This window comes from Variovorax sp. M-6, assembly GCF_052114385.1.
Taxonomy (GTDB): Bacteria; Pseudomonadota; Gammaproteobacteria; order Burkholderiales; family Burkholderiaceae_C; genus Variovorax.
In genome coordinates this window covers 31841-55714 of the sequence record NZ_JBFREQ010000039.1, presented here as the reverse complement: position 1 = coordinate 55714, position 23874 = coordinate 31841, and the positions used below count along the sequence as shown (strand labels likewise).

At 65.0% G+C, this 23874-nt stretch carries 22 protein-coding genes; 14 read left to right on the top strand and 8 right to left on the bottom strand.

Annotated features, from left to right (window positions below):
* The 4 genes from AB4Z46_RS30485 to AB4Z46_RS30470 form a co-directional block, all read right to left on the bottom strand.
* Window positions 1-2020: molybdopterin cofactor-binding domain-containing protein (locus tag AB4Z46_RS30485; RefSeq protein ID WP_442287302.1), on the bottom strand; the 2020-nt coding region annotated here is incomplete at its 3' end.
* A 17-nt stretch (window positions 2021-2037) separates the two neighbouring features.
* Window positions 2038-2511, bottom strand: coding sequence for a (2Fe-2S)-binding protein (locus AB4Z46_RS30480; protein ID WP_442287301.1), 474 nt, complete (start codon window positions 2509-2511; stop codon window positions 2038-2040).
* 84 nt (window positions 2512-2595) lie between these two features.
* Window positions 2596-3168 (bottom strand): TetR/AcrR family transcriptional regulator, encoded by a 573-nt coding sequence (locus AB4Z46_RS30475; protein WP_442287300.1) that lies wholly within the window; start codon window positions 3166-3168, stop codon window positions 2596-2598.
* Window positions 3169-3273: 105 nt separating this feature from the next.
* Window positions 3274-3732, bottom strand: a complete 459-nt coding sequence (locus AB4Z46_RS30470) for a hypothetical protein (RefSeq protein WP_442287299.1) — start codon at window positions 3730-3732, stop codon at window positions 3274-3276.
* Between the two features lie 192 nt (window positions 3733-3924).
* Here AB4Z46_RS30470 and add point away from each other — a divergent pair, with 192 nt between their 5' ends.
* Complete coding sequence (gene add / locus AB4Z46_RS30465) at window positions 3925-4938, top strand: adenosine deaminase (protein ID WP_442287298.1); 1014 nt, start codon at window positions 3925-3927, stop codon at window positions 4936-4938.
* Window positions 4939-4950: 12 nt separating this feature from the next.
* Here add and AB4Z46_RS30460 read toward each other — a convergent pair whose 3' ends face one another.
* Window positions 4951-5511, bottom strand: a complete 561-nt coding sequence (locus tag AB4Z46_RS30460; protein WP_442287297.1) for a hypothetical protein — start codon at window positions 5509-5511, stop codon at window positions 4951-4953.
* 232 nt (window positions 5512-5743) lie between these two features.
* Between AB4Z46_RS30460 and AB4Z46_RS30455 the strand changes: the two genes are divergently transcribed.
* From AB4Z46_RS30455 to AB4Z46_RS30440, 4 genes are all read left to right on the top strand, one after another.
* Complete coding sequence (locus AB4Z46_RS30455; RefSeq protein ID WP_442287296.1) at window positions 5744-6508, top strand: SDR family oxidoreductase; 765 nt, start codon at window positions 5744-5746, stop codon at window positions 6506-6508.
* Window positions 6509-6521: 13 nt separating this feature from the next.
* Window positions 6522-7442, top strand: a complete 921-nt coding sequence (locus AB4Z46_RS30450; RefSeq protein WP_442287295.1) for an alpha/beta hydrolase — start codon at window positions 6522-6524, stop codon at window positions 7440-7442.
* Window positions 7443-7535: 93 nt separating this feature from the next.
* Window positions 7536-8441, top strand: a complete 906-nt coding sequence (locus AB4Z46_RS30445; protein ID WP_442287294.1) for a LysR family transcriptional regulator — start codon at window positions 7536-7538, stop codon at window positions 8439-8441.
* Window positions 8442-8521: 80 nt separating this feature from the next.
* A complete protein-coding gene (locus AB4Z46_RS30440; protein WP_442287293.1) occupies window positions 8522-9553 on the top strand; it encodes an AraC family transcriptional regulator ligand-binding domain-containing protein in 1032 nt (343 codons plus the stop codon).
* A 55-nt stretch (window positions 9554-9608) separates the two neighbouring features.
* Here AB4Z46_RS30440 and AB4Z46_RS30435 read toward each other — a convergent pair whose 3' ends face one another.
* From AB4Z46_RS30435 to radA, 3 genes are all read right to left on the bottom strand, one after another.
* Window positions 9609-10181 carry a LysR family transcriptional regulator gene (locus AB4Z46_RS30435; RefSeq protein WP_442287292.1) on the bottom strand — a complete coding sequence of 191 codons (573 nt, stop codon included), beginning with the start codon at window positions 10179-10181 and terminating at the stop codon, window positions 9609-9611.
* Between the two features lie 30 nt (window positions 10182-10211).
* Window positions 10212-11495, bottom strand: a complete 1284-nt coding sequence (locus AB4Z46_RS30430) for a porin (RefSeq protein WP_442287291.1) — start codon at window positions 11493-11495, stop codon at window positions 10212-10214.
* A gap of 228 nt (window positions 11496-11723) precedes the next feature.
* Window positions 11724-13115 (bottom strand): DNA repair protein RadA, encoded by a 1392-nt coding sequence (radA, locus tag AB4Z46_RS30425; RefSeq protein ID WP_442287290.1) that lies wholly within the window; start codon window positions 13113-13115, stop codon window positions 11724-11726.
* Between the two features lie 119 nt (window positions 13116-13234).
* Here radA and AB4Z46_RS30420 point away from each other — a divergent pair, with 119 nt between their 5' ends.
* From AB4Z46_RS30420 to AB4Z46_RS30380, 9 genes are all read left to right on the top strand, one after another.
* Window positions 13235-13753 (top strand): MarR family winged helix-turn-helix transcriptional regulator, encoded by a 519-nt coding sequence (locus AB4Z46_RS30420; protein WP_442287289.1) that lies wholly within the window; start codon window positions 13235-13237, stop codon window positions 13751-13753.
* A gap of 120 nt (window positions 13754-13873) precedes the next feature.
* A complete protein-coding gene (locus tag AB4Z46_RS30415) occupies window positions 13874-15070 on the top strand; it encodes an MFS transporter (protein ID WP_442287288.1) in 1197 nt (398 codons plus the stop codon).
* A gap of 83 nt (window positions 15071-15153) precedes the next feature.
* Window positions 15154-15963, top strand: a complete 810-nt coding sequence (locus AB4Z46_RS30410; RefSeq protein ID WP_442287287.1) for an AfsA-related hotdog domain-containing protein — start codon at window positions 15154-15156, stop codon at window positions 15961-15963.
* 51 nt (window positions 15964-16014) lie between these two features.
* Window positions 16015-16701, top strand: a complete 687-nt coding sequence (locus AB4Z46_RS30405; protein WP_442287286.1) for an HAD family hydrolase — start codon at window positions 16015-16017, stop codon at window positions 16699-16701.
* Window positions 16702-16710: 9 nt separating this feature from the next.
* Entirely contained in the window at window positions 16711-17250 is a 540-nt protein-coding gene (locus AB4Z46_RS30400) for a DUF2165 family protein (protein ID WP_442287285.1), read from the top strand.
* A 25-nt stretch (window positions 17251-17275) separates the two neighbouring features.
* Window positions 17276-17944, top strand: coding sequence for a hypothetical protein (locus tag AB4Z46_RS30395; RefSeq protein WP_442287284.1), 669 nt, complete (start codon window positions 17276-17278; stop codon window positions 17942-17944).
* A gap of 55 nt (window positions 17945-17999) precedes the next feature.
* On the top strand, window positions 18000-19220 hold the full coding sequence (locus AB4Z46_RS30390; RefSeq protein ID WP_442287283.1) for an efflux RND transporter periplasmic adaptor subunit: 1221 nt from the start codon (window positions 18000-18002) through the stop codon (window positions 19218-19220).
* Window positions 19221-19240: 20 nt separating this feature from the next.
* Window positions 19241-22426: an efflux RND transporter permease subunit gene (locus AB4Z46_RS30385; protein ID WP_442287282.1), complete on the top strand. Its 3186-nt coding sequence runs from the start codon at window positions 19241-19243 to the stop codon at window positions 22424-22426.
* The gene (locus tag AB4Z46_RS30380; RefSeq protein ID WP_442287281.1) at window positions 22423-23871 is read left to right on the top strand and encodes an efflux transporter outer membrane subunit; all 1449 of its coding nucleotides are present in this window, start codon (window positions 22423-22425) and stop codon (window positions 23869-23871) included. The genes AB4Z46_RS30385 and AB4Z46_RS30380 overlap by 4 nt, the downstream gene beginning before the upstream one ends.
* Window positions 23872-23874 lie beyond the last annotated feature (3 nt).

Sequence of the window (23874 nt, the reverse complement as noted above, 5' to 3'; positions counted from 1 at the left end):
GCCCCATCACCGCCGCCCCCTGCACTTGCGCTTCCACGCTCTGCGGGTTGACCGCCAGGTTGCAGTGCACGCCCGCCGTCACTTGGTGCAATGTGGGCGTGCCGTCCTTCACCGAGGCTTCGACGACATAGGCCACCACCGAGTCGAACGACTCGTGCACCGCCACGCCCCAGGCCCGGCCCGCTTCGAGCTTCTTCTTGCCGTAGCCGGACTTGTCCACGGCGAGCTGCAGCGCCGCCTTGTGGCGCGGGTGCTGGTCGCCGATGAGCTTCATGCGGTACGCCACCGGGTCTTGCTTGGTGGTGCGGGCGATCTCGTCGAGCAGCGTCTCCATGACGAAGGCGGTGTGGGTCGAGCCCACGCTGCGCCACCAGAGCACCGGCACGTTGAGCTTGGGGTGGTGCACCGTGAGCCGCATCGGGATGTCGTACGGCTCCTTCATGCCCTCGACGGCGGTGGCGTCGATGCCGTCCTTGACCATCATCTGCTCGAACAGGGTGCCCATCAGCAGAGACTGGCCGACGATGGCGTGGTCCCAGGCCGTGACCTTGCCCTGCGCGTCGAAGCCGATCTTCGCGGTGTGCAGATGCATCGGGCGGTAATAGCCGCCCTTGATGTCGTCCTCGCGGCTCCACAGCGTGCGGATCGGCGCCTTGATGCCCGCCGCCTGCGCGGCCTTGACGACGCCGCAGGCCTCGGCCACGAAGTCGCTGGTCAGCAGGCCGCGACGGCCGAAGCCGCCGCCCGCCATCTGCACGTTGACCTTGACGTTCTGCGGCGGCACGCCCAGCACCGTGGCGGCCGCCATGCCGTCGATGCCGGGCATCTGCGTGCCGGTCCACACTTCGGCCTTGTTGCCGACCAGGTGGACGGTGCAGTTGAGCGGCTCCATCGGCGCGTGCGCCAGGTAGGGGAACACGAACTCGGCGTTGATCTTGTGCGGCGCGCTGGGCAGCTTCGAGACATCGGCGTTGTACTTGCGCGGGCCCGGCAGGGTCGCGAGCTCGCGGTACTGCGCGAGCTGCTTCTCGCTGTCGACCTTGTCGACGCCGCTGGTGTCCCAGTCGATCTTGAGCGCATCGCGGCCCTGCTTGGCGGCCCAGTAGCCATCGGCGACCACGGCCACGCCCTGGGCGCCGCGGTCGAGCGGCACGCGCAGCACGGCCTTGACGCCCTTGACCGCCTTCGCGGCGCTGTCGTCCACCGACCTGAGCTTGGCGCCGAACACCGGCGGATGGGACACGACGGCGGTCAGCATGCCGGGCAGGCGCATGTCGATGCCGTAGTTCTGGTGGCCGCTGGACTTGGCCTGCGCGTCGAGCCGGCCGGTGGGCTTGCCGATGAGGCGGAAGTCCTTCGGGTCCTTGAGCTTGACGGTCTCGGGCACGGGCAGCTTCATCGCGGCTTCGGCCAGTTCGCCGTAGCCCAGCTTCTTGCCGCCGGGGCCGATGACGAAGCCATCGCGCGTCTGCAGCGTGGCGGGGTCGACCTTCCACTTGGCCGCCGCCGCGCCGACCAGCATGGCGCGCGTGCGGGCGCCGAGCTCGCGGTACTGCGTGTACGAGTTCTTGATCGAGCCCGAGCCGCCCGTGATGTGCATGCCGAACATCGGATCGATGTACGCCGGATCGTTGGTGCCGTGCACGCTCTTGACCTTGGACCAGTCGGCGTCGAGTTCTTCCGCCAAGATCATCGGCAGCCCGGTCTGCACGCCCTGCCCGAAGTCGAGCCGGTTGATGGTGATGGTGGTGGTGCCGTCGCGGTCGATGCGCACGAACGCCGACGGCTGCTGCAGCGGCTTCAGGCCGGCCGGCTTGGCGGCGGCCGCCGCCGCTGCGCTCGTGTCCTGCGCCAGCGCGCCCACGGGGAAGACGCCGAGCGCGAAGCCGCTCACCGCCGTGATCTTCAGGAAGCTGCGCCGCGCGAGGCCTTGGGATTCGGTGCCGGTGCGGTCGTCGTCGCGCGTCATCAGCGCGCGAAGGTGGGCGGGCAGCTCGAAGGTGTTGGGGTCGAAGTTCATGGTGGTCTCCCTTTTCTTCAGGCCAGCGTCTTGGCGGCGTCGGCGACCGCGGCACGGATGCGCGCGTAGGTGCCGCAGCGGCAGATGTTGCCGGCCATGGCCGAATCGATGTCGGCCTCGCTGGGCAGCTTGCCGGGCGGGAGCGTCTTCAGGAAGGCGGTGGCCGACATGATCTGGCCGCTCTGGCAGTAGCCGCACTGCGCCACGTCATGCTTGACCCAGGCCGCGGAGACGGCCTTGCCGACCTTGTCGCCGCCGTCGGTGACGGCTTCGATGGTGGTGATCTTCTGGCCCGCCGCGGCGGAGATGGGCGTCACGCACGAGCGGATCGGCTGGCCGTTGAGATGCACCGTGCAGGCGCCGCACAGCGCCGCGCCGCAGCCGAACTTGGTGCCGGTCATGCCGAGCGTGTCGCGCAGGGCCCAGAGGATGGGGGTGGAGGGATCGGCGTCGACCTGACGATCCTTGCCGTTGATGTGGAGGGTGGTCATGGTGGGGCTCTCTCTTCGATGAATAACGGTTCGGGTAAACAATAGACCTGTGGCGGGATCAGGTCAAGCGGCCAGGCCGGTCTTTCAGGCCTTGATGCCGTCCCAGCAGAGCCCGAAGGCCATCGCCAGGTTGGCGTCGGTGCGCTCGAGCGCGCCGGAGCGAAGCAGGTTGGCGGTCTCGCGCACCGAGCCGGCGAAGCTGTTGATCAGCAGCACGGTGGGCACGTCCTTCAGGATCTGCTGCGCCTTGGCGGTGTCGATCAGGTCGATCCAGCCCTTGATGAGCCGGGCGGAGAGGTTGCGGCTCTCTTCGCTGAACCAGGGCGAGTTGTAGTACTGCTCCAGGAACACGACCTGCGCATAGTGCGTGAGGCGGTGCTCGAGCCAGTTCATCCACATGTGCCGGAAGCGGCTGCGCAACGGCGCCTTGGGGTCGTCGCCGTGCAGGAGGCTGGCGGTGGTGTTTGTCTTGGCCTGCTCGTAGAGCGCGACCATCAGCTCTTCCTTGGACTTGAAGTAGACGTACAGCGTGCCCGTGGCCAGGCCCGCCTCGCGCGCGATGGCCGCCATGGTCAGGCCGCTCAGGCCGGTCTGCTCGACCAGCGTGAACGTGGCTTCGGCAATGGCGCGGAGTTTTTCGTCGTCCTTGGGCTTCACGGGGCGATCTTAGCGCCTTCTGGTCTTTGGGCGAACAAAAATTCGCTTAAAGAGCAAGAACTGCACTGCGGCCGGCCTGACCGCGACCGGTCGCCCGGGCTCGGGTCAGGTCTCGCGCGGCGGCCGCGCGTCCTTGCCGGCAGGGTCACCGCCCTCGTCGCGATAGCGCAGTTCGTTGCCGACTCGGCTCGGGTACTTCAGCGCGTCCATCGAGCCTGCGCGCCCCGTGAAAGGGCGCATCTCGCTGCCGGTGTACGTTTCGCGGCGCAAGGGGGGCCGGGGTCCGGTCGTCGGCACCGCAGCGGTGACGCGCTGCTCGTCCTGGCCCAGCAGCGCTTCGCGCCCCTTGGCCGTGATCGCGTGCAGATGGCTTGCCGTCCCGTCCTGTCGGGGGCTGGAAACTTCCCGGACGTAGCCCTGTGTGCGCAGTGCCGCCAGATCGTCGGAAACCGGTCGACCCAGGCTCTGGCCGATGACGGTGCCGAGGGACAGGTCCATGCGGGCAACCGCGCGCAAAACGGCGAGATGGTCGGGGGTGAGGATGGCGGGGGATGGGGCGGTCATCTCGCATTGTCCACGCGTCGCGCCCCAAAGCGAAATCGACCACCCGACGAAGCGTCGGCGGCCGCGCGACCACGGCCCTGCGCAGGCAAGCCCTCATAGGGGTTATGCGAGCCGACGTATCGCGCGCCCGTATTTTTCGATGAGACTGCTTGCGGCCCGAACGGCGCCGATTCACTCTTCACGAACCTCCCCATGCACACGACCGCGCACGCGCCTCGCACAGAAAGAATACGCAGCTTGCCCAAGGCGGAGGTGCATGCGCATCTGGAGGGATGCTTTCAGCCCGCCGTTCTCGCGCAATGGGCGACGGAGGCAGGCGTTCCGATGCCCAGGCCCCGCGAGCATCTGCTGGCGTTCGAAGGGCTTGCCGATTTTCTGCATTTCCTCGACTGGGCCTGTGGGCTGGCTTCGACGCGGGAGCGCCTGGCCGAGTTGAGCTACGGCTTCAGCCAGCGGCTGGCCGAGAGCGGCGCGGGCTACGCCGACGTGATCGTCAACCCGACCCACTGGAAGGCGTGGCACGGGCGTCTGCCCGAGATGATCGACGCCATCGATGCCGGCTTTGCGTCCGCCGAGCAAGACGGCCTGCCACCCGTCGGCTTGTGCGTCAGCCTGCTGCGCACGCAATCGTCGGACGCGGCGGCGGAGCTGGTCGACGCGCTGATTGCCCTTGGGCATCCACGCGTGGTGGCGCTTTCGATCGACGGTAACGAGGCTGCGGCCGGCCGGACCAGTCCGCGGTTCGCAGAGGCGTTCCGCCGCGCCGGCGCCGCGGGCCTGCGTCGCACCGTGCACGCCGGCGAGTCCAGCGGCCCGGAGGGCGTGCGCGACGCCATCGAACTGCTGGGCGCGGATCGCATCGATCATGGCGTGCGCGCGATCGAGGATCCAGCGCTCGTGGCACTGCTGGCCGAGCGGCGGATTCCCCTTGGCATCTGCCCGACTTCCAACCTGAAGCTGGGGGTCTATGCGTCGATCGACGACCATCCGATCGACCGGTTGCGCCGCGCCGGCGTGGTCGTTTCGATCAACACCGACGACCCGGTCTTGCTGGGCGCGAGCCTGGAGGGCGAATACGCGCTGTGCAGCGACGCATTCGGCTGGTCGGACGAGGATCTTCGAACCCTCGCGCGCCATTCGATCGACGCCAGCTTTGCCAACGCCGACGTCAAGGCGAAGCTCCTCGAGCGCCTGTCGCGCTGGTGAGAGCAACAGCCGCTACGACCGCTCAGCGGGGCGCGCTGGCTGCGGCGCCGCCGCGTTCCGGTCCACCAGGAACATCCTGACCAGCCGGCCTTCGCCGAGTGCTTCGGCAAGGACCTGGAAGGCGAAGTAGGGAATCAGCACCAGCAGCAGGATCAGCATGCCGGACAGCGACTCCGCGAGCCGGCGGCCGAGAAAATCGTTCATGGAATCGCCGATCGACCGGTGATGGACAAGGCCCACGACGGCCTCCTCGACGACCGTCAGGACGACCAGGAACACCAGGAAGGCGAAGGCCTTGCGCAGCGTCGGCCAGATCAGCGCCCTGGCACGGTTGTGCTCGCCGATCTTGAGCGTCTTGCCCAGCATGATGAACTTGGCCAGCAGCAGCGCCTTGACGAAACCGGCGCCCCAGTGGACCAGCTCGATGCCCTCGGCGTGCAGCACGGCGGCCTTCATCACGTTGATCGCGCCGAAGACGATGAAGAGGTAGCCCGTGAGGACCCCGATTTCCTTGAGCTCGTTGATGGCCCGCTGTCGCAAGGGCGGTTTGACACTGGGGGGCTTGGCAGCCATGGCGCTCTCCAATTGGGGCAAAAGTTCGCCGCAACATGCTGTGAGAAGCGGCAGGTTTTGAATATAGGTCCCAAGCGCACTTGCGGCGGGTCCGCTGAGGGACAGCACGCCGCAAGCCCATGCCGATCGTTCGGTTTTGCCGAAAGCCAGCATCGGCATTCGACGTCTGGTGCAAACGGTCCGCGGCCCGCACACTGACTGCAGCCCCTCAGTCTACCCAAAGGATCCCACCGTGAACCGTCTCGAAGGAAAAGTCGCTCTCATCACCGGCGCCAGCGCCGGCATCGGCCATGCCACCGCCAAGCTCTTCGCGGCCGAAGGCGCCAGGCTGGTCGTCGGCGCGCGGCGGGCGGCCGAACTCGACCAGCTCGTCGCCGAGATCCGCGCCGCCGGCGGCGAGGCCGTCGCGCTCGCCGGCGACGTGCGCTCGGAAGACTACGCGCGCGCCCTCGTCGCATTGGCCGTTTCGACCTACGGCCGCCTCGACATCGCCTTCAACAACGCAGGCGTCCTGGGCGAAGGCGGCCCCAGCACGGGCGTCACCGAAGCCGGCTGGACCGACACCCTGGCGATCAACCTGACCGGCGCCTTCCTCGGCGCCAAGCACCAGATCGCGCAGATGCTCGAGAACGGGGGCGGCTCGGTCATCTTCACCTCCACCTTCGTCGGCCACACCTTCGCGTTTCCGGGCGTCGCCGCCTATGCGGCGAGCAAGTCCGGCCTCATCGGCCTCACGCAGGCGCTGGCCGCCGAATACGGCCCGCAAGGTGTGCGCGTCAATGCGATCCTGCCGGGCGCCGTCGACACCGACATGTACCGCGGCATGAACGACACCAAGGAGTCGCAGGCCTTCGTCACGAATCTCCATGCGCTCAAGCGCGTGGCGCAGCCGCAGGAGCTGGCTCGCTCCGTGCTCTACCTGGCTTCGGACGATTCGTCTTTCGTCACCGGTACCGCATCGCTGGTCGATGGCGGTGCATCCATCACCCGCACCTGATCGGAAAACCGCCATGAAACTGTCCAGCCTCCTCGGCGCTCTCGCGCTCACCGTCGCCGCGTTCTCGATGCCGGCGCACGCGCAGGTCAAGCCCTATCCGGCCGGCTTCCGCACCGAGACCATCGACGCCGCGGAAGGCGCCAGGCTGCACGTGCGCATCGGCGGCACCGGGCCTGCCGTCCTGCTGCTGCACGGCTTCGGAGACACCGGCGACATGTGGTCCCCGATGGCCGCCGCCCTGGCGCGCGACCACACGGTGGTGGTGCCCGACCTGCGCGGCATGGGCCTGTCGTCCAGGCCGCAAGGCGGCTACGACAAACGCACGCAGGCGGCCGACATGCGGGCGGTGCTCGACAAGCTGGGCATCGACAAGGCGGATGTGGTGGGCCACGACATCGGCACGATGGTGGCCTACGCCTACGCCGCGCGCTATCCCGACAAGACCACGCGCCTGGTCGTGATGGATGCGCCCGTGCCCGGCATCGCACCGTGGGACGAGATCGTCCGCTCGCCCCAGCTGTGGCATTTCGACTTCGGCGGCGCGGACATGCTGCGACTGGTGAAGGGGCGCGAGCGCATCTACCTCGACCGGTTCTGGAACGAGTTCGCCGGCGACCCGCGCAAGGTCGACGAGGCCACGCGCGCGCACTACGCCAAGCTCTATGCGCGCCCCGGGGCGATGCAGGCGGCTTTTGCGCAGTTCCTTGCGTTCCGGCAGGACGCGAAGGACAACGCCGAGTCCGGAAAAACCAAGCTGGCGATGCCGGTGCTGGCCATCGGCGGAGAGAAATCATTCGGCGCCATGGAGGCGGTGGTGATGCGCAACGCCGCCAGCCACGTGACCGAGCTGGTCGTCCCGGGCTCGGGCCACTGGCTGATGGAAGAGGCGCCCGACAAGACCATCGGCGCCGTGCAGGCCTTCTTCGCCCAGTGATCGCGCATGCGGGCCCTTGGCGCCCGGCAAACACGACTACAGTGCTTGCCGGACGTAGCAACAAGGACTTTGCGCATGTTGAAGCTGGATGGCTTGGCCACCTTCGTGGCGGTCGCGGAGTCGGGCTCCCTCAGCGAAGCATCGCGGCGACTGAACCTCTCCAAGTCGGTCGTGAGCGAGCGCCTCGCCGACCTTGAAAAGGAGCTTGGCGTTCGTCTTCTGCACCGCTCGACGCGTAAGCTCACGCTCACCGAGGACGGCACCACCTTCCTGGCGCGCGCCTCGGCCATCATGCGGGATGTCGAGGAGGCCGCGGCCGAACTGGCGCAGCGGCGCGGCGCGCTGGTCGGGCCGCTGCGGATTTCCGCGCCGGTCACCTTCGGCCGCATGCACCTGGGTCCGGCGCTGTATCCGTTCATCGCGGCCCATCCCGGCGTCGAGCTGACGCTGGAGCTCGACGATCGACGCGTCGATGCCGCATCGGACGGCTACGACGGCGTGGTTCGGCACGGACCCCTCGTCGATTCGCGCCTGGTCGCGTGGACGCTGGCCCGCAGCCGCCGGGCGCTGGTCGCCTCGCCGGACTACATCGAGCGGCAAGGCCGGCCCGCCAGCGCCGAGGACCTGCAGCGCCACCGTGGCGTCTTCTATACGAACCGCGGCGTGGCCGACTGGCAGTTTCGCCGCGATGGCGAGCTCGTGTCGGTGCGCGCGTCGCGCGCCCTGCGCGTGAACAACGGCGACATGATGCGGGACGCCTGCGAGGCGGGCCTGGGCATCGCGCTGCTGCCCACGTTCATTGTCGGAGAGTCCCTGCGCGCCGGCAGGCTGCTCGCCGTCGACATCGGCCTTCCCTCGGAGGAAGAGTTCCTGTACGTGGCGCATCCGGAAGGCCGGTCGCCCTCGGCGAAGCTGCGGGCGATGACGGATGCGCTCAGGACCGCGTTCGGCGACCCGCCCTATTGGGATTCGGACCCCAGCATCACGGAACCGACATAGGCACGTCATGCACGGCATCTAAACTCGAACACGCTCGACAAGGGTCGAGAAGATTGAATCGAAGTTAGAACTGCTACCGAGTGAAGAGTATCAAGGGCGAAGTCACCATTCCGTTCGTGCATCCGATCTACGTCCGATGCGTCCTGGACTGCCTGAACAACCGCGGCGTGCGGCCCTCCGAGGTTCTCGCGAGTGCGGGCCTGGCCTGGCAGGACCTCTGCGACGGCAAGCCGTTGTTGGATTTTTCCGTGTTCCGGCGCTTTGTCGCCCACGCCATCAAGTGCAGCGGCGAGCCCGCGCTGGGTCTCATCGCAGGCTCGATGATCCTGCCGTATCACAGCCCGGTCGGCATCGCGGCCGTGACCAGCGAAACGCTGGGGCAAGGCCTTCAGTTCGTGAACAAGCACGCCAATCTGATCTTCCGGAGCATGGACTTCCACATGGAGAACGGACCGCGATGGAGCACCATCCGGGTCAGGCCGTTGCGCCCCTTGTGCGAGACGCATGTGTTCGTGATGCAGTCCATCGTCGGGGCGCACTGCCAGCTGGTCGAGGCGATCCTGGGGCGGCCGACCGACGAGCTCACGGTGGGGTTGCCATACGCCCGCCCGGCCGGAACCGATGTGCCCTGCCTGCGCTACGTCCGAAAGGTGGAGTTCGATCAGAAGTACCTGACGCTCCAGTTGCCGACCCAGCTGCTTTCCGAGCGTGCGCCCTCCGCCGATGCAAAGGCATTCGAGGCCGCGGCGCAGGATTGCCGAACCATGGAAGCCGAGCTCGGGCACGTCGAGTTCATCCAGCGCGTCAAGCAGGCGCTTCTCGAACGCCTCACGACCAACCCCGAGCTGAGCGATCTGGCGCCGGACCTGGGAGTGTCCTCGCGGACGCTGGTGCGCAGGCTCGCCGATGCGGACCTCACCTACTCCGACATGAAGGATGGCTTGCGCAAGACGCACGCCGCCTGGTACCTGGAACACACCGAGCTGTCGATCGAAGCCATTGCTTCACAGCTGGGATACAACGACCACACCAATTTCAGTCGCAAGTTCAAGGACTGGTATCGCGTCCCTCCCAGCAAGATGCGGCAGGCCCTCCGAAGCAGCCGGCACTGAGGATGCGGAGAGCGGCAACTGGCTTGACCAGTCGCCGGTTTCCTTGAAGTGCGGCCTATGTCGTCGCGCCGAACCGGCCGACGACCTGTTGCCGGCTGCCGTGGCCGGCACCCAGCCGGACCTGGAGGCGGCCCATCGAGAGCAGCGGCTTGCGCTCCGCGGCGCCCATGCCCTTCGGACCGGCCAGCGCACCAGCCCCGGACCTGACTGAAAGGCTCTGGGGCGCGGTGCCGTCGATGCCGCCCACGTACCCGATCGTTTCGTTGACGCGCGCGAGCATCTCGACGCAACGTTCTTTCAGATCAATGCCACGCTGGGTCAGCAGGACCTTGCGGGTCGTGCGCTGAAGCAATGGCTCTTCCAGCATGGCTTCGAGCCGCGCAATGCTCCTGCTCACGCTCGACTTGTGGATCTGCAATGCGTCGGCAGCCGAGGAGAAGCTGCCGAGCGAGGCGACATACGCAAAGATCCGGAGATCGTTGAGGTCGATCATCTTGTCTGGCATATGCCTGAATGGGGTACTGTTTTGCACTTGGTACTCTCCCTTGCCGATTCCTGAACTCGCCGCAGCGAGCCGATGAATGAAAGCAGGCTGCCCGACATCGGTCGGGCAGCCTTCAGGGATCACCTGGTGATTCTGACTTGTGCGCTTGTCAGATCAGAAAGAGTGACGGATGCCGAGGTCGTAGCCCGTCGAGCTCTTCGGGGTCAGCGTGCCGGTCAGGGCGTTGGTCGTCGTGTAGAAGCTCGGGCCGCCCACGGTCAGGTCGGCGCCGTTCTTGTTGCTGATGCGCGCCACCGTGGCGTACAGGGCCGTACGCTTCGAGAGGTTGTGCACATAGCCCAGGGCGAACTTGTCGGCCTTCGGGTCCGGACGGAAGCCGAACAGCTGGTTGATGTACGTGCCGGTGTTCTTGTACTCCACTGCCGAGTACGAAACACGGATCACGCCGGGACCGACCGGAACGGTTGCACCGATCAGCCAGCCGTCAGCGCCGGGTTCACGGAAGCCGAAGGGGTTGGTCGCACCGGCAACGATGCCGCTCGACGTGTCTTGCTTCTGCTTGGCGTTCGAGTACTCGCCGAACAGCTTGACCACGCCGAAGTCGTACGAAGCGCCGAGGTTCCAGGTGTCGAGGTTGTTCGTGGTGCCAGCGTAGTAGTTCGACGCGATGGTGCTCTGTGCGTAGGCGAGAGCGACGTCCAGAGGACCGTTGGCGTAGCCGATGCGGCCACCGACATAGCGACCGGCGCGTTCGTTGCCGGCCGTGTTCAGCAATGCCGGGTTGTTCACGATGGCCGCGGCGGTCGGAGGGGTCAGCGCGCCCGGGTCGTAGCTCGTCTTCTCGTTGAAGGCGTACATCACCTGGCCGTAGAAACCACCCAGGTTCGGCGGCAGGAAGTAGCCGATCGAGTTGCTGGCACGGCTGTAGGTCGTGTTCTGGATGAAGCCGCCTTGCGAGATCACGCTGCCCGGATTGTTGTAGCCGTTGGCGGTCACGATCAGGTTGGTACCCACGCCGTTGGCGCCGAACGGATCGAACACGGTGTCGTTCCAGTACGTCGGTGTGTAGTCGCGACCGAGGCGCACTTCACCGAAAGCACCCGAGAGGCTCACGGTCGAACGACGCTGGAAGTTCAGGCCGCCGCCGCCCGCAGCACCGGTGCCGTCGTCGTTGTTGATCGCGCCTTCGAGCCAGAAGCCGGCCGACAAGCCACCGCCGAGGTCTTCCGTGCCGCGGAAGCCCAGACGGCTGGAGTTGTAGCCGGAGTTGCGCAGAACCGTTTGGCTCTTCGTGACGTCCCGGCCCAGAGCGCCTTCGGACTTGTTCGAGAAGCTGCTGATGGTCGCGTCGACCACGCCGAACAGGGTGACGGACGACTGAGCCGAAGCAACACCGGCAACAGCCAGAGCAGCCAGGGCAACTAGAGATTTTTTCATTGCAAGTTTTCCAAGGATAAACAAGGGGATCCGGTGCGAATGGCTCACCGTGACGGGCACTGGGTGTGCCCACCAGACCCCGGGCCAACCTCCTTTTGGGAAGTTGCCGCTATTGCATCCGAGCCGGTTCAACGCGACGGTCGGATGTATGCAAAGTCGATCCAAAACTATGCAATGCCGACGCAGGAGTTCCATGCGCCGTTGTGCGATTGCGACAAGGAGAACGCGCTACTGCATCTGCCGCACGATATCCAGCGCCTCCTCGATCCGCTCCACCGCATGGATCGTCAGCCCCTCGATCTCCTTCGTTCCCTTGCGCGGCGCATTGGCCTTGGGCACCACCGCCACGCTGAAGCCCAGCTTGGCCGCCTCGCGCAGCCGCTCCTGCCCGCGCGGCGCCGGCCGCACCTCGCCGGCCAGCCCCACCTCGCCGAAGGCGATGAAGCCCTTGGGCAGCGGCTTGCCGCGCAGGCTCGAGGTGATCGCGAGCATCACCGCCAGGTCGGCCGCGGGCTCGCTGATGCGCACCCCGCCCACCGCGTTGACGAACACGTCCTGGTCCATGCAGGCCACGCCCGCATGCCGGTGCAGCACCGCCAGCATCATCGCCAGGCGGTCGCGGTCCAGGCCCACCGACAGCCGGCGCGGGCTGGGCCCGCCGTTGTCGACCAGCGCCTGGATCTCGACCAGCATCGGCCGCGTACCTTCGAGCGTGACCAGCACCACGCTGCCGGGCACCGGCTCGGCATGCTGGCTCAGGAAGATGGCGCTCGGGTTCGCCACGCCCTTGAGGCCGCGCTCGGTCATCGCGAAGACGCCGATCTCGTTGACCGCGCCGAAGCGGTTCTTGATGGCCCTCACCAGGCGGAAGCTCGAATGCGTGTCGCCTTCGAAGTACAGCACCGTGTCGACCATGTGCTCCAGCACGCGCGGGCCGGCCAGCGCGCCTTCCTTGGTGACGTGGCCGACCAGCACGATGGCGGTGCCGCTGGCCTTGGCGAAGCGCGTGAGGTGCGCGGCGCACTCGCGCACCTGGGCCACCGAGCCCGGGGCCGAGGTGAGCTGGTCGGAGTAGACGGTCTGGATCGAGTCGATCACCGCGATCGCGGGGCGGTGCGCGTCCAGCGTGGCGATGATCTTCTCCAGCTGGATCTCGGGCAGCACCTGGACCTGCGAATGGTCGAGGCCGAGCCGGCGCGAGCGCAATGCCACCTGGGCGCCGCTCTCCTCGCCCGTGACGTAGAGCGCATTGCGGCCGACGCGTTGCAGGGCATCGACCGCCTGCAGCAGCAGGGTCGACTTGCCGATGCCGGGGTCGCCGCCGATCAGCGTCACGCCGCCGTCGACGATGCCGCCGCCCAGCACGCGGTCGAGCTCGTCGAGCCCGGTGGGCGTGCGCGCGATGTCGGTGGCTTCGATTTCAGACAGCGTCGCGAGCTCGTCCGAGCCGGCCAGCGACGAGAACTGGGTGCCGAAGCGGTTGTTGGCGGCGCCGCCCGCGGGGGCGCCGACCTGTTCGATCAAGGTGTTCCAGGCGTCGCAGCTCGGACATTTGCCGAGCCACTTGGGGCTGGTGCCGCCGCATTCGCTGCAGACGTAAATCGTTTTTTCTTTGGCCATGGCGTCGAGTGTAGGAGGGGCGCGCAATGCCCAGCGCCAGCGAAAGGCAGGAAGGACTTGACCCCTCAAGGATGCAAGTGCAGAATATGTAGCACGCTACAAAGATGGCTACATAAATCATGTTCGAACTCAAAGATCTACCGAACCGAGAGACGCTTGCCCAGTTTGCGAAGCTCTACGACAACCCGGACGTGTCCGGGCTGCACACCTGGCTGCTCTGGGCGGCTGCCACGAATGAAATGCTCACCGCCTTCGAGGACAACCTTGCGCGCAATGGGCTTTCCCAGACGCAGTTCTTCGTGTTGCTGCTGCTCAAGCGCAACCCCGAGGGGCTGAGCGTGGGAGCGCTCGCGGATGGCGTGGCCATCACCTCGCAATCGATGACGCGCGCGGTTGCCAAGATGGAGGCGGCCGGAATCTGCAGCAAGCATGCCGACCCCGAAGACGGACGCCTCTGGATTGTCCGGATGACCTCCACGGGGGAGGCCATCCTGCGCAAGGTACTTCCGCGGCACTACGCGTGGGTTGCCAGCTTCATGAGCCACTACGACGAGAAAGAAAGGGAGGCCCTCGTGAAGTTGATGCGCAAGGTCGGGCCTGCACTCGGCGTCTCCCCCCTGCTTTCAACCGTCGAATGAGCAGCAAGGGGGTTTTTTTACCCAGATATGTAGCACGCCACATAAATACGCCGGTACTGCCGCCTGGTGGCCGCGCGATCTCCCTTGCGAGGGATGACCTTTTTCCCGAGGAAACGAGCAATGCACAAGTTGACATCTGAAGCTTCTCTCGCACACGCGCCATCGCTGATGGTGCAGATGGTGCTGTGCGCCCTCGCGGTCGTCTCTCTGCTCTATGTGCCCGTGCCGATCATGTCCCAGCTCGCTCGGAACTACGGGCTGGCCCCCGAGATCGCCGGGTACGCCTTGGGTGCCTTCGGCGTTGCCTATGCCTTGGGCTTCCTCGTTTTCGGCCCGCTATCCGATCGGATCGGACGCAAGAAGGTGATGGCGGGCGGACTGCTTGCGCTGGCAGCTGTTTCGATCGGTTTGGCGCTGGTGTCGACGCCCGCCTTGTTTCTGGTGGGACGGGCGCTGCAAGGCTTCGCCGCGGCCTCGTTCCCCCCGGTGGCGCTCGCGTATCTCGCGGAAGGCGGCACACCTCGCCAACGCATGTGGGGGATGGCCTGGATGAGCACCGCGTTCCTCTCGGCCGGGCTGCTGGGGCAGATCTATGGCGCCACGGCGGCGGCACGCTGGGGATTCGGCTGGGCGTTGATGCCCTTGGTCGCGATCTACGTAGCGACAGCGTTGCGCATCAGCGTGGCACCCGAGACTGCGCTGCGGGCACCGGCCTCGCTGTGGGATGGCTACCGGCCTCTCGCCGGCCTGGTCCGCGACCCCAAGCTGCGCCGTGTCTACGCACCCGCCTTTCTGCTGCTGATGTCGTTCGTGGCCTTCTACATCGGCCTAGACACGCATCTGGGATCCGTCATGGAAGAGCAAGGAATCAGTCGCCTGCTGAGTCGAGAGATCGCGCTGCCGGCCTTCCTTGCCCCCTTGCTTGTCGCGACCTCCATCCCGCGCTGGGGAGCGCACCGGGTCGCGAGCTTCGGCCTCGCCGTGACCACGCTGGGATTGGCTATGAGCGCCATGGCTGGCGGCGACCATGTTCGCCTGCTCCTTGCTGCCAGCGCGATCTTCGTGGCCGGCGTCGGCATCAGCGTGCCGGGCCTCATTGCGAGGGTGGCAAGCGTCGCGCCGCCATCCGCGCGAGGACTCGCAGTGTCCTTCTACACCTTCGTTCTCTTCATGGGAGCGAGCCTGGGGCCGTCGCTTGCGAGGCTCGGCGCCGGGTGGTCCGAACAAGCGTTCTTCCTGATGCTCGCAGGCTGCATCGGAGTCGCGGCGCTGTACAGCGCAGTGGAGGCAAGACCCACGGCTGCGCGCACCGCGTAGCCAGCGAGGAACTTGCGCAAGGGTGTGTGTGGAGAGGTTCGGGATACCCACCGGAGCTCTCGCTTTCAAAAAGGAGGTCAGATATGGGTGTTTATGTGGTCGTTGCAGACCAGTTCGAGCAGTTCTCCAGGCAGCCCAACATGCTGCCGTACGGGGCGTTGCTGAAGTGGCTGGCCAACAAGGATCCCGCACTTCGGGGCAAGACATTGATCGCGGGCCAGGGGCTCGGTGTCGCGGAAGTCGATCACGCATTCCGGCTGGGTGTCACCCAGGGGCTTGCGGCCGAGTTCGCGCTCTGGCGCATCTGGATGAACACGATGCCCGCCGGACGCGCCCTGTCTCACAAGAAGAAGGCCGAGAACGTGTTGATCTCCGCTCCCGAGAAACTGGAAGACGGCACTTACGCCGCCGACCTCCTTCTGCATGCGGATAACGAACTCATGCAAGACCACCTCACAGGCCAGCATGTGCAAGGCATGGTGTTGACCGAAGCGTGCCGCCAGATGCTCCTTGCTGTCACCGAGCGGTTTTGTCTGGACGACTACAAGCCGGCGAAGCGCTACTTCGTGCTGAACGAAATGGCGGTGCGCTACATGGCCTTCGCATTTCCTCTGCCAGCGCAGGTCCGCTACCGGGTTCTGGAGCAGAAGCAGCCCAAGCCGGACCGCGTGCTTGTCCATGCGGACATGGAGGTCTGGCAGGGAGACCAGCCGGTGTCCGGAATGAACGTCAAGTTCTCCGTGATGGACGCCACGGTTCTCGGTGAACGCGAAGCCTCGCTGGCGAGCAAGGCCATCGCCGCGCAGGTGACTGGATTGCACCGGCGCTTTGGCATTGCACCCAACGAGGACGCAACCATGGTCATGACCGAGCCAATCCGGAAAGCAGCGTAATGAAACCAAGGCGGCCTCTCCCAGAGAGGCCGCCAGGAGGAGGAAACCAGAATGCAACAGAAGCGCATGGCGTTTTTCGATGTGGACGAGACGCTCATCAACGTGAAGAGCATGTTCAGCTTTCGAGCTTTCTACTTTCGCTGGCTGTGGGGCGAAAAGAGAGGCACGTTCGCAGACCAGGAGGCTGCCCGCCGCCTCCAGCTGCAAGTGAGAGAAGGGATGGATCGCTCCGTCATCAACACCCTCTTCTACGAGGCCTTTCGGGGCCACTGGCCGCAGTTGGTTCGCGAAGCCGCGCATGAGTGGTATCTCAGCGAACGGTCCCGACCTGACTTCTTCATCGCGTCAGCCCTGGCGGCATTGAGAAAGCACCAGCGAGACGGGGTCGGTGTGGCCTTCGTGTCCGGCTCCGCCGTCGACTTCCTCACGCCCCTGGCAAAGGAGCTGGATGTTCGGTACCTGCTGGCGAATCGGATGGAAGTCGAGGACGGACAGTTCACCGGGGCACTGATTCCGCCGCAGACCATCGGCGATGGAAAGCAGATCGCCGTCTCTTCGCTGCTTTCCGAGTTGGGCATCGACCCCTCTGGTTGCTACGGCTATGGCGATCATCTGTCGGACTTGCCTTTGCTGAAATGCATCGGGCATCCGCATGTCGTCGCGCGAGATCCCGCGCTGGTCGAAGTTGCGCGCCTCCTCGGCTGGTGCGTCCTGAACCCCATGGCGCACGCGGCCTGAGGAAGTCGAATGTCCATCCGAACAATCGCCTTCAGTCGCCTCGCCATCCTCGGCGGGCTCGCGTTGTGGATGAGCATCGCGGTGCTCAACAACCTGCTCGATCCGGGCACCAACCGGTTTCACGTGGGCAACACCCTGTCCATGCACCTGCTCCGGGACGACCCTGTTCTGGGACTCGGCCTGCGATGGCGCGCATGGTCCGTCGATTGGAGTACCACCGTGCTCTATGCGGTGGCGATCTTCCAGATCGTGATCTCGCTTCTGTTGTGGCGCGCTGCATTTGCCTACGCGCGGGCCTGGCAACGGGACGATCGCACCCTCCTCGATGCCGCGCGGAACAGGGCCGTCGCGGCACTGGTGTTCTTTCTTCTGCTCTGGTTCGGCTTCACGTGCGGTGGTCTGTGGTTCGGCTACTGGATGAAGCAAGGGGCGATTCAGTCCGTTCACATGACGCTCATCCTGATCGGACTTGCATCACTGATTTTGGTGCACATGGAACCCGAGCCATCGACAGCGGCAGAGCGCCCTGCTCAAGCCACCCACAACTGACTGCAATCTCTTGGAGGACAAAGTCGTGAATGACTTCAGAAGGTATTTCATTGTTCTTTCGACCGTCGGCTTGCTGGCCGCTCCATCCCTCGCAACCACCCCGCCACCCCAGGAAAGACCCGAGATGACCGCCATTGCTGCACAGATTCGAGTTCCCGACACGCACTTCCAGGTCGACCGACGCGACGTGAGTGTGGACGGGGAGAACGCAGTCCTGACGCGCTACGAACGCAGCGACAAGCGCAACAGCGGCCTCGGCGGCGAGCACTTCAGCAGCATCCTGGCCGCCAACGGGCGGCTGAAAGGATTCGCCCATATGTCTCTGGACTTGTCCGCGAAGCCACTGCCTTCGCGAGCTCGTTCCGAAGAGATCGCACGGGCCTTCCTGAAGGAGTTCGCACCGGACCTTCTTCCTCGCATGAGGATCAGTTGGATCGAGCCGCACGACGAGTCCATCCGCGTCAACCGGCGTGGACGAGAGGAGACCGTGACGCTCACTGGCATGAAGGTGAAAGCGCGCAACCTGACCGATGGCCGATGGTTCTGGGTGATCGTCGGCAGCGACGAGAAACCCATGGTTTTCGAGCGCGACATCGTGTGGGTCACGTTTCCCGGTCAGCGTCAGACAGAGAAGTGGCTGCACGACAGCTGGCTGGCGGAACACCGGATGCCCCCCCACTCAGGGCTGCTTTGAGGCCGATTCGATCCGTACAGGTCTTAGTCCATACGGGAAAAGCTGGGAGTGATTCATGGATATCTTTCGCATCAGTATCAGACAGGCTTCAGTCGTTCTCGCCATCGCCATGCTGACCGGCTGCGGCAGTCAGAAGGAAGGCGCGCGAGCCGCGCAGGAGGCTCCGACGGTTGAAGTCGCGGAGGTCATCGAGCAGTCGATCATCGACTGGGATGAGTTCACCGGGCGGCTGGAGGCTGCCGAGTCGGTACAACTGAAACCCCGCGTTTCGGGGTACATCGACCGGGTCGCTTTCCAGGACGGGGCTCTCCTGAAAAAGGGCGCGCTCTTGTTCCAGATCGATCCGCGCCCCTTTCAGCTGGAGGTCAGGCAGTTGGAGGCGAAGTTGAGGCAGGCTCGCGCCACCGCCACGCGTACCGCCAATGAGGCCGAGCGTGGCGAGCGGCTGCGGCTCAGCAATGCCATCTCCTCCGAACTGGCAGACGCTCGCAAATCTGCCGCCGAGGAAGCAACGGCGGTGGCGCTTGCCGTCGAGGCTCAACTTGACGCGGCCCGACTGAATCTCGGTTTCACCCGGGTCACGGCGCCCATCGATGGCCGTGTCAGCCGTGCAGAGATCACGGCCGGCAACCTGGTCAATGCCGGCGAGACCGTGCTGACGACCTTGGTCGGCACGACAAGGATCCACGCCTACTTCGATGTCGACGAACAGACGTATTTGAGGCACACGCAGCACGCGCGACAGCACGGCAGAACCCCGAGCGCGCATCGCCCGGTCCATCTCGGGTTGGGCGACGACGACGGAACGCCGCACATCGGGCATCTCGATTTTCTCGACAACCAGGTCAATCCACGCACCGGCACCCTGCGCAGCCGAGCCGAGATCGACAACAGCAAAGGGGAATTCACGCCTGGCCTCTTTGCCCGTGTGAGGGTCATGAGGGCCGAGCCCTACGTCGCGACGCTGGTGAGGGACGAAGCCGTGGGCACCGACCTTGGCAAGAAGTTCGTACTGGTGCTCGACCATGACAACAAGGTCAGCTACCGCACGGTGCAACTGGGACCCAAGGTCGAAGGCCTGCGCATTGTTCGCAGCGGCCTCCGGCAGGGTGACCGAATCGTGGTCAACGGTCTCCAGCGTGTTCGGCCCGGCATGCAGGTGAACCCTCAGGACACAGCCATGGCCGGCGAAGCCTCCCTGGCCAGCCTGACACGCCTGCAAGAGGCACAGAGGGCAAGTCAAGCGCAGCCTGCCAACAGCGCCCCTCGGGGCTAGGCAGAGAAAGGAAACCAGGCTTGAAGTTCTCTCAATTCTTCATACAGCGGCCCATCTTTGCAATGGTGCTGTCCCTGCTGGTGCTCATCGCCGGCGGCATCTCACTGCGTCAGCTGCCGGTGAGCGAGTACCCTGAAGTCGTGCCTCCCACCATCGTGGTGCGAGCGAAGTTTCCAGGGGCGAATCCCGGCACCATCGGCGAAACCGTGGCTTCGCCCCTGGAGCAAGCCATCACCGGGGTGGCGAACATGCTCTACATGTCGTCTCAGTCCACCTCGGACGGCGTCATGACATTGACGCTCACGTTCGCGCTCGGAACGGAACTCGACGGTGCGCTGATTCAGGTGCAGAGCCGCGTCAACCGAGCCCTGTCACTTTTGCCCACCGAGGTGCAGAGGCTCGGCGTGACCGTGGACAAGATCTCTCCCGCGCTGGCCCAGGTGGTGCATCTGATATCACCGAAGCGCGAGTACGACCAGGTCTACCTGTCCAACTACATGGTGATCAATGTCATCGACGAGCTCTACAAGATCGATGGGGTCAGCGATATCCGGTTGCTCGGCATGGGCGACTATTCCCTGCGGGTCTGGCTTGACCCCCACAAGGTCGCGGCGCGCAATCTCACGGCAACGGATGTCATTCAAGCCATCCGTGAGCAGAACCGGCAAGTCGCCGCAGGCTCGCTGGGCAATCCGCCTGTCGCGGACGGCAATGCCTTCCAGTTGTTGATCAATGCACAAGGACGTCTTGTCACCGAAGACGAGTTCGAGAGCATCGTCATCCGCGCGGGAAGTCATGGCGAGATCACACGCCTTCGGGATCTGGGACGCGTGGAGCTCGGATCCAGTCAGTATGCGCTGCGCGCCCATCTCGATGGACAGCCTTCGGCAGCCTTGCAGATCTTCCAGACGGCTGGCGCCAATTCCATCGAACTGTCCAACAGGATCCGCAAGCGCATGGCGGAACTCGCCGAGGGCTTCCCGCCGGGCATCGAGCATTCCATCGGGTACGACCCCACCGTTTTCGTGCGCAGCTCGATCACGGCCGTCGTGTACACGCTCTTTGAAGCGGTCGCTCTCGTCGTTCTGGTCGTTGTCGTGTTCCTGCAAACCTGGCGTGCGTCGATCATTCCTCTGATCGCCGTGCCGGTGTCCCTGATCGGCACGTTCGCCGTCATGCACTTGTTTGGCTTCTCGGTGAATACGCTGTCGCTGTTCGGACTCGTCCTGGCCATCGGCATCGTGGTGGACGATGCCATCGTGGTCGTGGAGAACGTGGAGCGCAACATCGGACTCGGCCTGTCACCCATCGAGGCGACCCAACGCGCCATGCAGCAGGTCACCGGACCGATCATCGCCACGGCGTTGGTGCTGTGCTCGGTTTTCGTCCCCACCGCATTCATCTCCGGGTTGACCGGCCAGTTCTACCAGCAGTTCGCGCTGACCATCGCCATCTCGACGGCAATCTCCGCACTGAACTCGCTGACCTTGTCTCCAGCCCTGGCGGCGATGCTGCTCAGGGGCCACCACGAGCCCAAGGACCGCTTCTCCATCTTCCTTGACAAGTTGTTTGGTGGCTGGGCGTTTCGTCCGTTCAATCGCTTCTTTCAACGGACGAGCGAGGGCTATGTCGGCGCCGTCGCCCGCATTCTGCGCAGCAGTTCCATCGCATTTCTGCTCTATGCCGGGTTGATCGGACTGACCTACCTGGGCTTCACACAGACACCCACCGGCTTCATTCCGCAGCAGGACAAGCAGTATTTGGTGGCTTTTGCCCAGCTGCCCGAGGGTGCCAGCCTGGATCGTACCGAATCCGTCATTCAGAGAATGTCCCAGATCGCGCTGCAGCAACCCGGCGTCGCCAACACGGTCAGCTTCACCGGCTTGTCGATCAATGGCTTCGTCAACAGTTCCAGCGCGGGCCTGATGTTCATTCCGCTCAAGTCGTTTGAGGAACGAAAGGACGCCTCCCTGTCCGACATCTCCATCGTGCAGGCGTTGGCCGCCAAGTACGGTGACATCCAGGAAGCGTTCGTGATGGTGGTTCCTCCGCCACCGGTCGAGAGCCTGGGTACCATCGGTGGGTTCCGCGTGCAGATCGAGGACCGTGGCAACCGCGGCCACGAGGCGCTCTACAAACAGACGCAGAACATCATCGCGAAGGCGCGGCAAGTCCCCGAGCTCGCGGGTGTCTTCTCGAGCTACCAGATAAACGTCCCTCAGCTCGACGCCGACATCGATCGCGAGAAGGCGAAGACGCACGGCGTGGCGATCACGGACATCTTCGAAACCTTGCAGGTCTACCTGGGATCGGTGTACGCCAATGACTTCAATCGCTTCGGTCGGACCTACCAGGTCAACGTCCAGGCCGATCAGAAGTTCCGCCTCGAACCCGAGCAGATTGGCCAATTGAAAGTTCGCAACAACCTGGGCGAGATGATCCCGCTGGCCTCGTTCGTGAGGGTCGGCAACACATCCGGCCCCGATCGAGTGACCCACTACAACGGCTTCATCTCGGCTGAACTCAACGGCGGTCCGGCGCCGGGCTACAGCTCCGGGCAGGCGCAGGCTGCGCTCGAAAAGTTGCTCAAGGAGGAGCTGCCAAACGGTTTCGCCTTCGAGTGGACCGAGTTGACATACCAGCAGATGCTCGCCGGCAACACCGCGCTTTTCGTCTTCCCTTTCTGCGTGTTCCTTGCCTTCCTGATCCTGGCCGCGCAGTATGAAAGCTGGAGCCTGCCTCTGGCCGTGATCCTGATCGTTCCGATGACGCTGTTGTCTGCCATCGCCGGAGTGATCATCGCCGATGGGGACAACAACATCTTCACGCAGATCGGCCTGATCGTACTGGTCGGACTGGCGTGCAAGAACGCCATCCTCCTGGTCGAGTTTGCCAAGGATCGGCAACAGGAAGGCATGGATCGGACGAGTGCGGTGCTTGAGGCCTGCCGCCAGCGCCTGCGGCCCATTCTGATGACCTCCATTGCCTTCATCATGGGCGTCGTTCCGCTGCTTCTTTCTTCCGGAGCCGGTTCCGAGATGCGGCGTGCCATGGGGGTGGCCGTGTTCTCCGGGATGATCGGCGTCACTTTGTTCGGCCTGCTGTTGACGCCCCTGTTCTACGTCACGCTGCGACGCTTTGCGGAACGCCGCAGAAGCCTGCGCGCTGCAGGCGATGCCTCCAAGACACGGGAGGTGAACGCATGAAGCGGCTCTCTATCGCCCCCCTCGGCCTTCTAGGTGTGCTCGTGCTGGGCGCCTGCGCGGTGGGGCCCGACTACAGGACACCGGACAACGGGCCATCGCAGGTTGGCGCAACGCCGGACCTGCGCTTCGACAAGAACCACTTCGAGGTCCAATGGTGGCGGCAGTTGGATGACCCCGCCTTGAACCAACTGGTCACGCAGGTGGTGGGCGGGAACCGTGACCTGCGTGTGGCCTTCGCTCGCCTGCGTGTCGCTCGCGCGTTGCGAGACGATACGGCCAATGACCGCTACCCGACGGTGTCGGCCCTGGCCACGACCGAGATCGGCAAAGGGCCATTGCCCGGCGTGACCGATGAACGAGTGCGCAGCGAGCGCCATGACGTCGGTCTGGCGGCCTTCTGGGAGCTGGATCTTTTCGGACGGATCCAAAGGCAACTCGAGTCGGACGTTGCCCTTGCCGGTGCTGCCGAGGCCGATCTGCAGAACCTGCAGGTCAGCTTGATTGCCGAGTTGGTTGATGCCTACGGACGGTTGCGTGGTGCGCAGATGCGCGAGCGCATCGCGCTGGCCCATCTGGAGAACCAGCGCAAGTCGCATCAACTCACCCAGCAACTGCACGATGTCGGGGTCGGCTCCGAGCTGGATGTTCTGCGCGCGAGCGCACGGCTGGCTGCAACGGAGGCCAGTATTCCGCAACTTCAAGCCGAGGCGGCGCGCTCGCAGCATCGCATCGCCACGTTGGTGGGCCTGCGCCCCAAGGCGGCGATGGTCGATCTGTCCCCCCAGGCGCTGCCTGCGATATCCAAGCCGCTGCCCATCGGGGATCCCGCCGAACTGCTGCGCCGCAGACCGGACATCCGAGCCGCTGAACGTCGATTGGCGGCCAGCACGGCGGAAATCGGCGTTGCCACGGCCGATTTGTTTCCTCGTGTCAGTTTCAGCGGCTTCCTGGGCTTTGTCGCCGGACGAGGTTCACGGCTAGGGCCGTCTGCAACGCAGTCCTGGAGCGTCGGGCCGAGCATCAGCTGGGCGGCGTTCGACCTGGGCAGCGTACGGGCTCGCCTGCGCGGTGCCGAGGCCGGTGCCGATGCGGCATTGGCCGAGTACGAGCAACAGGTGCTCTTGGCCCTGGAGGAGTCGGCGAATGCCTTCAGCGACTACGGCAGAAGGCAAGAGCGCCTTGTCTTCCTGGCTCGGCAGTCCGAGGCGAGCAAGGCGGCGGCAGAGAAAGCCGCGATCCACTACCGGGAAGGCTTGTCCGACTTTCTCGTCTTGCTGGACGCGGAGCGTGAGCAGCTCGCGGCCGCGGACGCTCAGGCACAGGCGGAAGTCGAGCTTTATCGAGGCATCGTTGCCATCTACCGCGCTCTTGGCGGCGGTTGGCAACCCAGTGAATCGGACTTGAGTTCTCTGGATGCGTCACCCGGGTCCACAGGAGTTTTTTGATGC

Bases quoted from the DNA above. Each gene is read 5' to 3' on its own strand.
- AB4Z46_RS30480 (WP_442287301.1), bottom strand. From the start codon at position 2,511: ATGACCACCCTCCACATCAACGGCAAGGATCGTCAGGTCGACGCCGAT.
- AB4Z46_RS30470 (WP_442287299.1), bottom strand. From the start codon at position 3,732: ATGACCGCCCCATCCCCCGCCATCCTCACCCCCGACCATCTCGCCGTT.
- add (WP_442287298.1), top strand. From the start codon at position 3,925: ATGCACACGACCGCGCACGCGCCTCGCACAGAAAGAATACGCAGCTTG.
- AB4Z46_RS30460 (WP_442287297.1), bottom strand. From the start codon at position 5,511: ATGGCTGCCAAGCCCCCCAGTGTCAAACCGCCCTTGCGACAGCGGGCC.
- AB4Z46_RS30450 (WP_442287295.1), top strand. From the start codon at position 6,522: ATGAAACTGTCCAGCCTCCTCGGCGCTCTCGCGCTCACCGTCGCCGCG.
- AB4Z46_RS30430 (WP_442287291.1), bottom strand. From the start codon at position 11,495: ATGAAAAAATCTCTAGTTGCCCTGGCTGCTCTGGCTGTTGCCGGTGTT.
- radA (WP_442287290.1), bottom strand. From the start codon at position 13,115: ATGGCCAAAGAAAAAACGATTTACGTCTGCAGCGAATGCGGCGGCACC.
- AB4Z46_RS30420 (WP_442287289.1), top strand. From the start codon at position 13,235: ATGTTCGAACTCAAAGATCTACCGAACCGAGAGACGCTTGCCCAGTTT.
- AB4Z46_RS30415 (WP_442287288.1), top strand. From the start codon at position 13,874: ATGCACAAGTTGACATCTGAAGCTTCTCTCGCACACGCGCCATCGCTG.
- AB4Z46_RS30410 (WP_442287287.1), top strand. From the start codon at position 15,154: ATGGGTGTTTATGTGGTCGTTGCAGACCAGTTCGAGCAGTTCTCCAGG.
- AB4Z46_RS30405 (WP_442287286.1), top strand. From the start codon at position 16,015: ATGCAACAGAAGCGCATGGCGTTTTTCGATGTGGACGAGACGCTCATC.
- AB4Z46_RS30400 (WP_442287285.1), top strand. From the start codon at position 16,711: ATGTCCATCCGAACAATCGCCTTCAGTCGCCTCGCCATCCTCGGCGGG.
- AB4Z46_RS30390 (WP_442287283.1), top strand. From the start codon at position 18,000: ATGGATATCTTTCGCATCAGTATCAGACAGGCTTCAGTCGTTCTCGCC.
- AB4Z46_RS30380 (WP_442287281.1), top strand. From the start codon at position 22,423: ATGAAGCGGCTCTCTATCGCCCCCCTCGGCCTTCTAGGTGTGCTCGTG.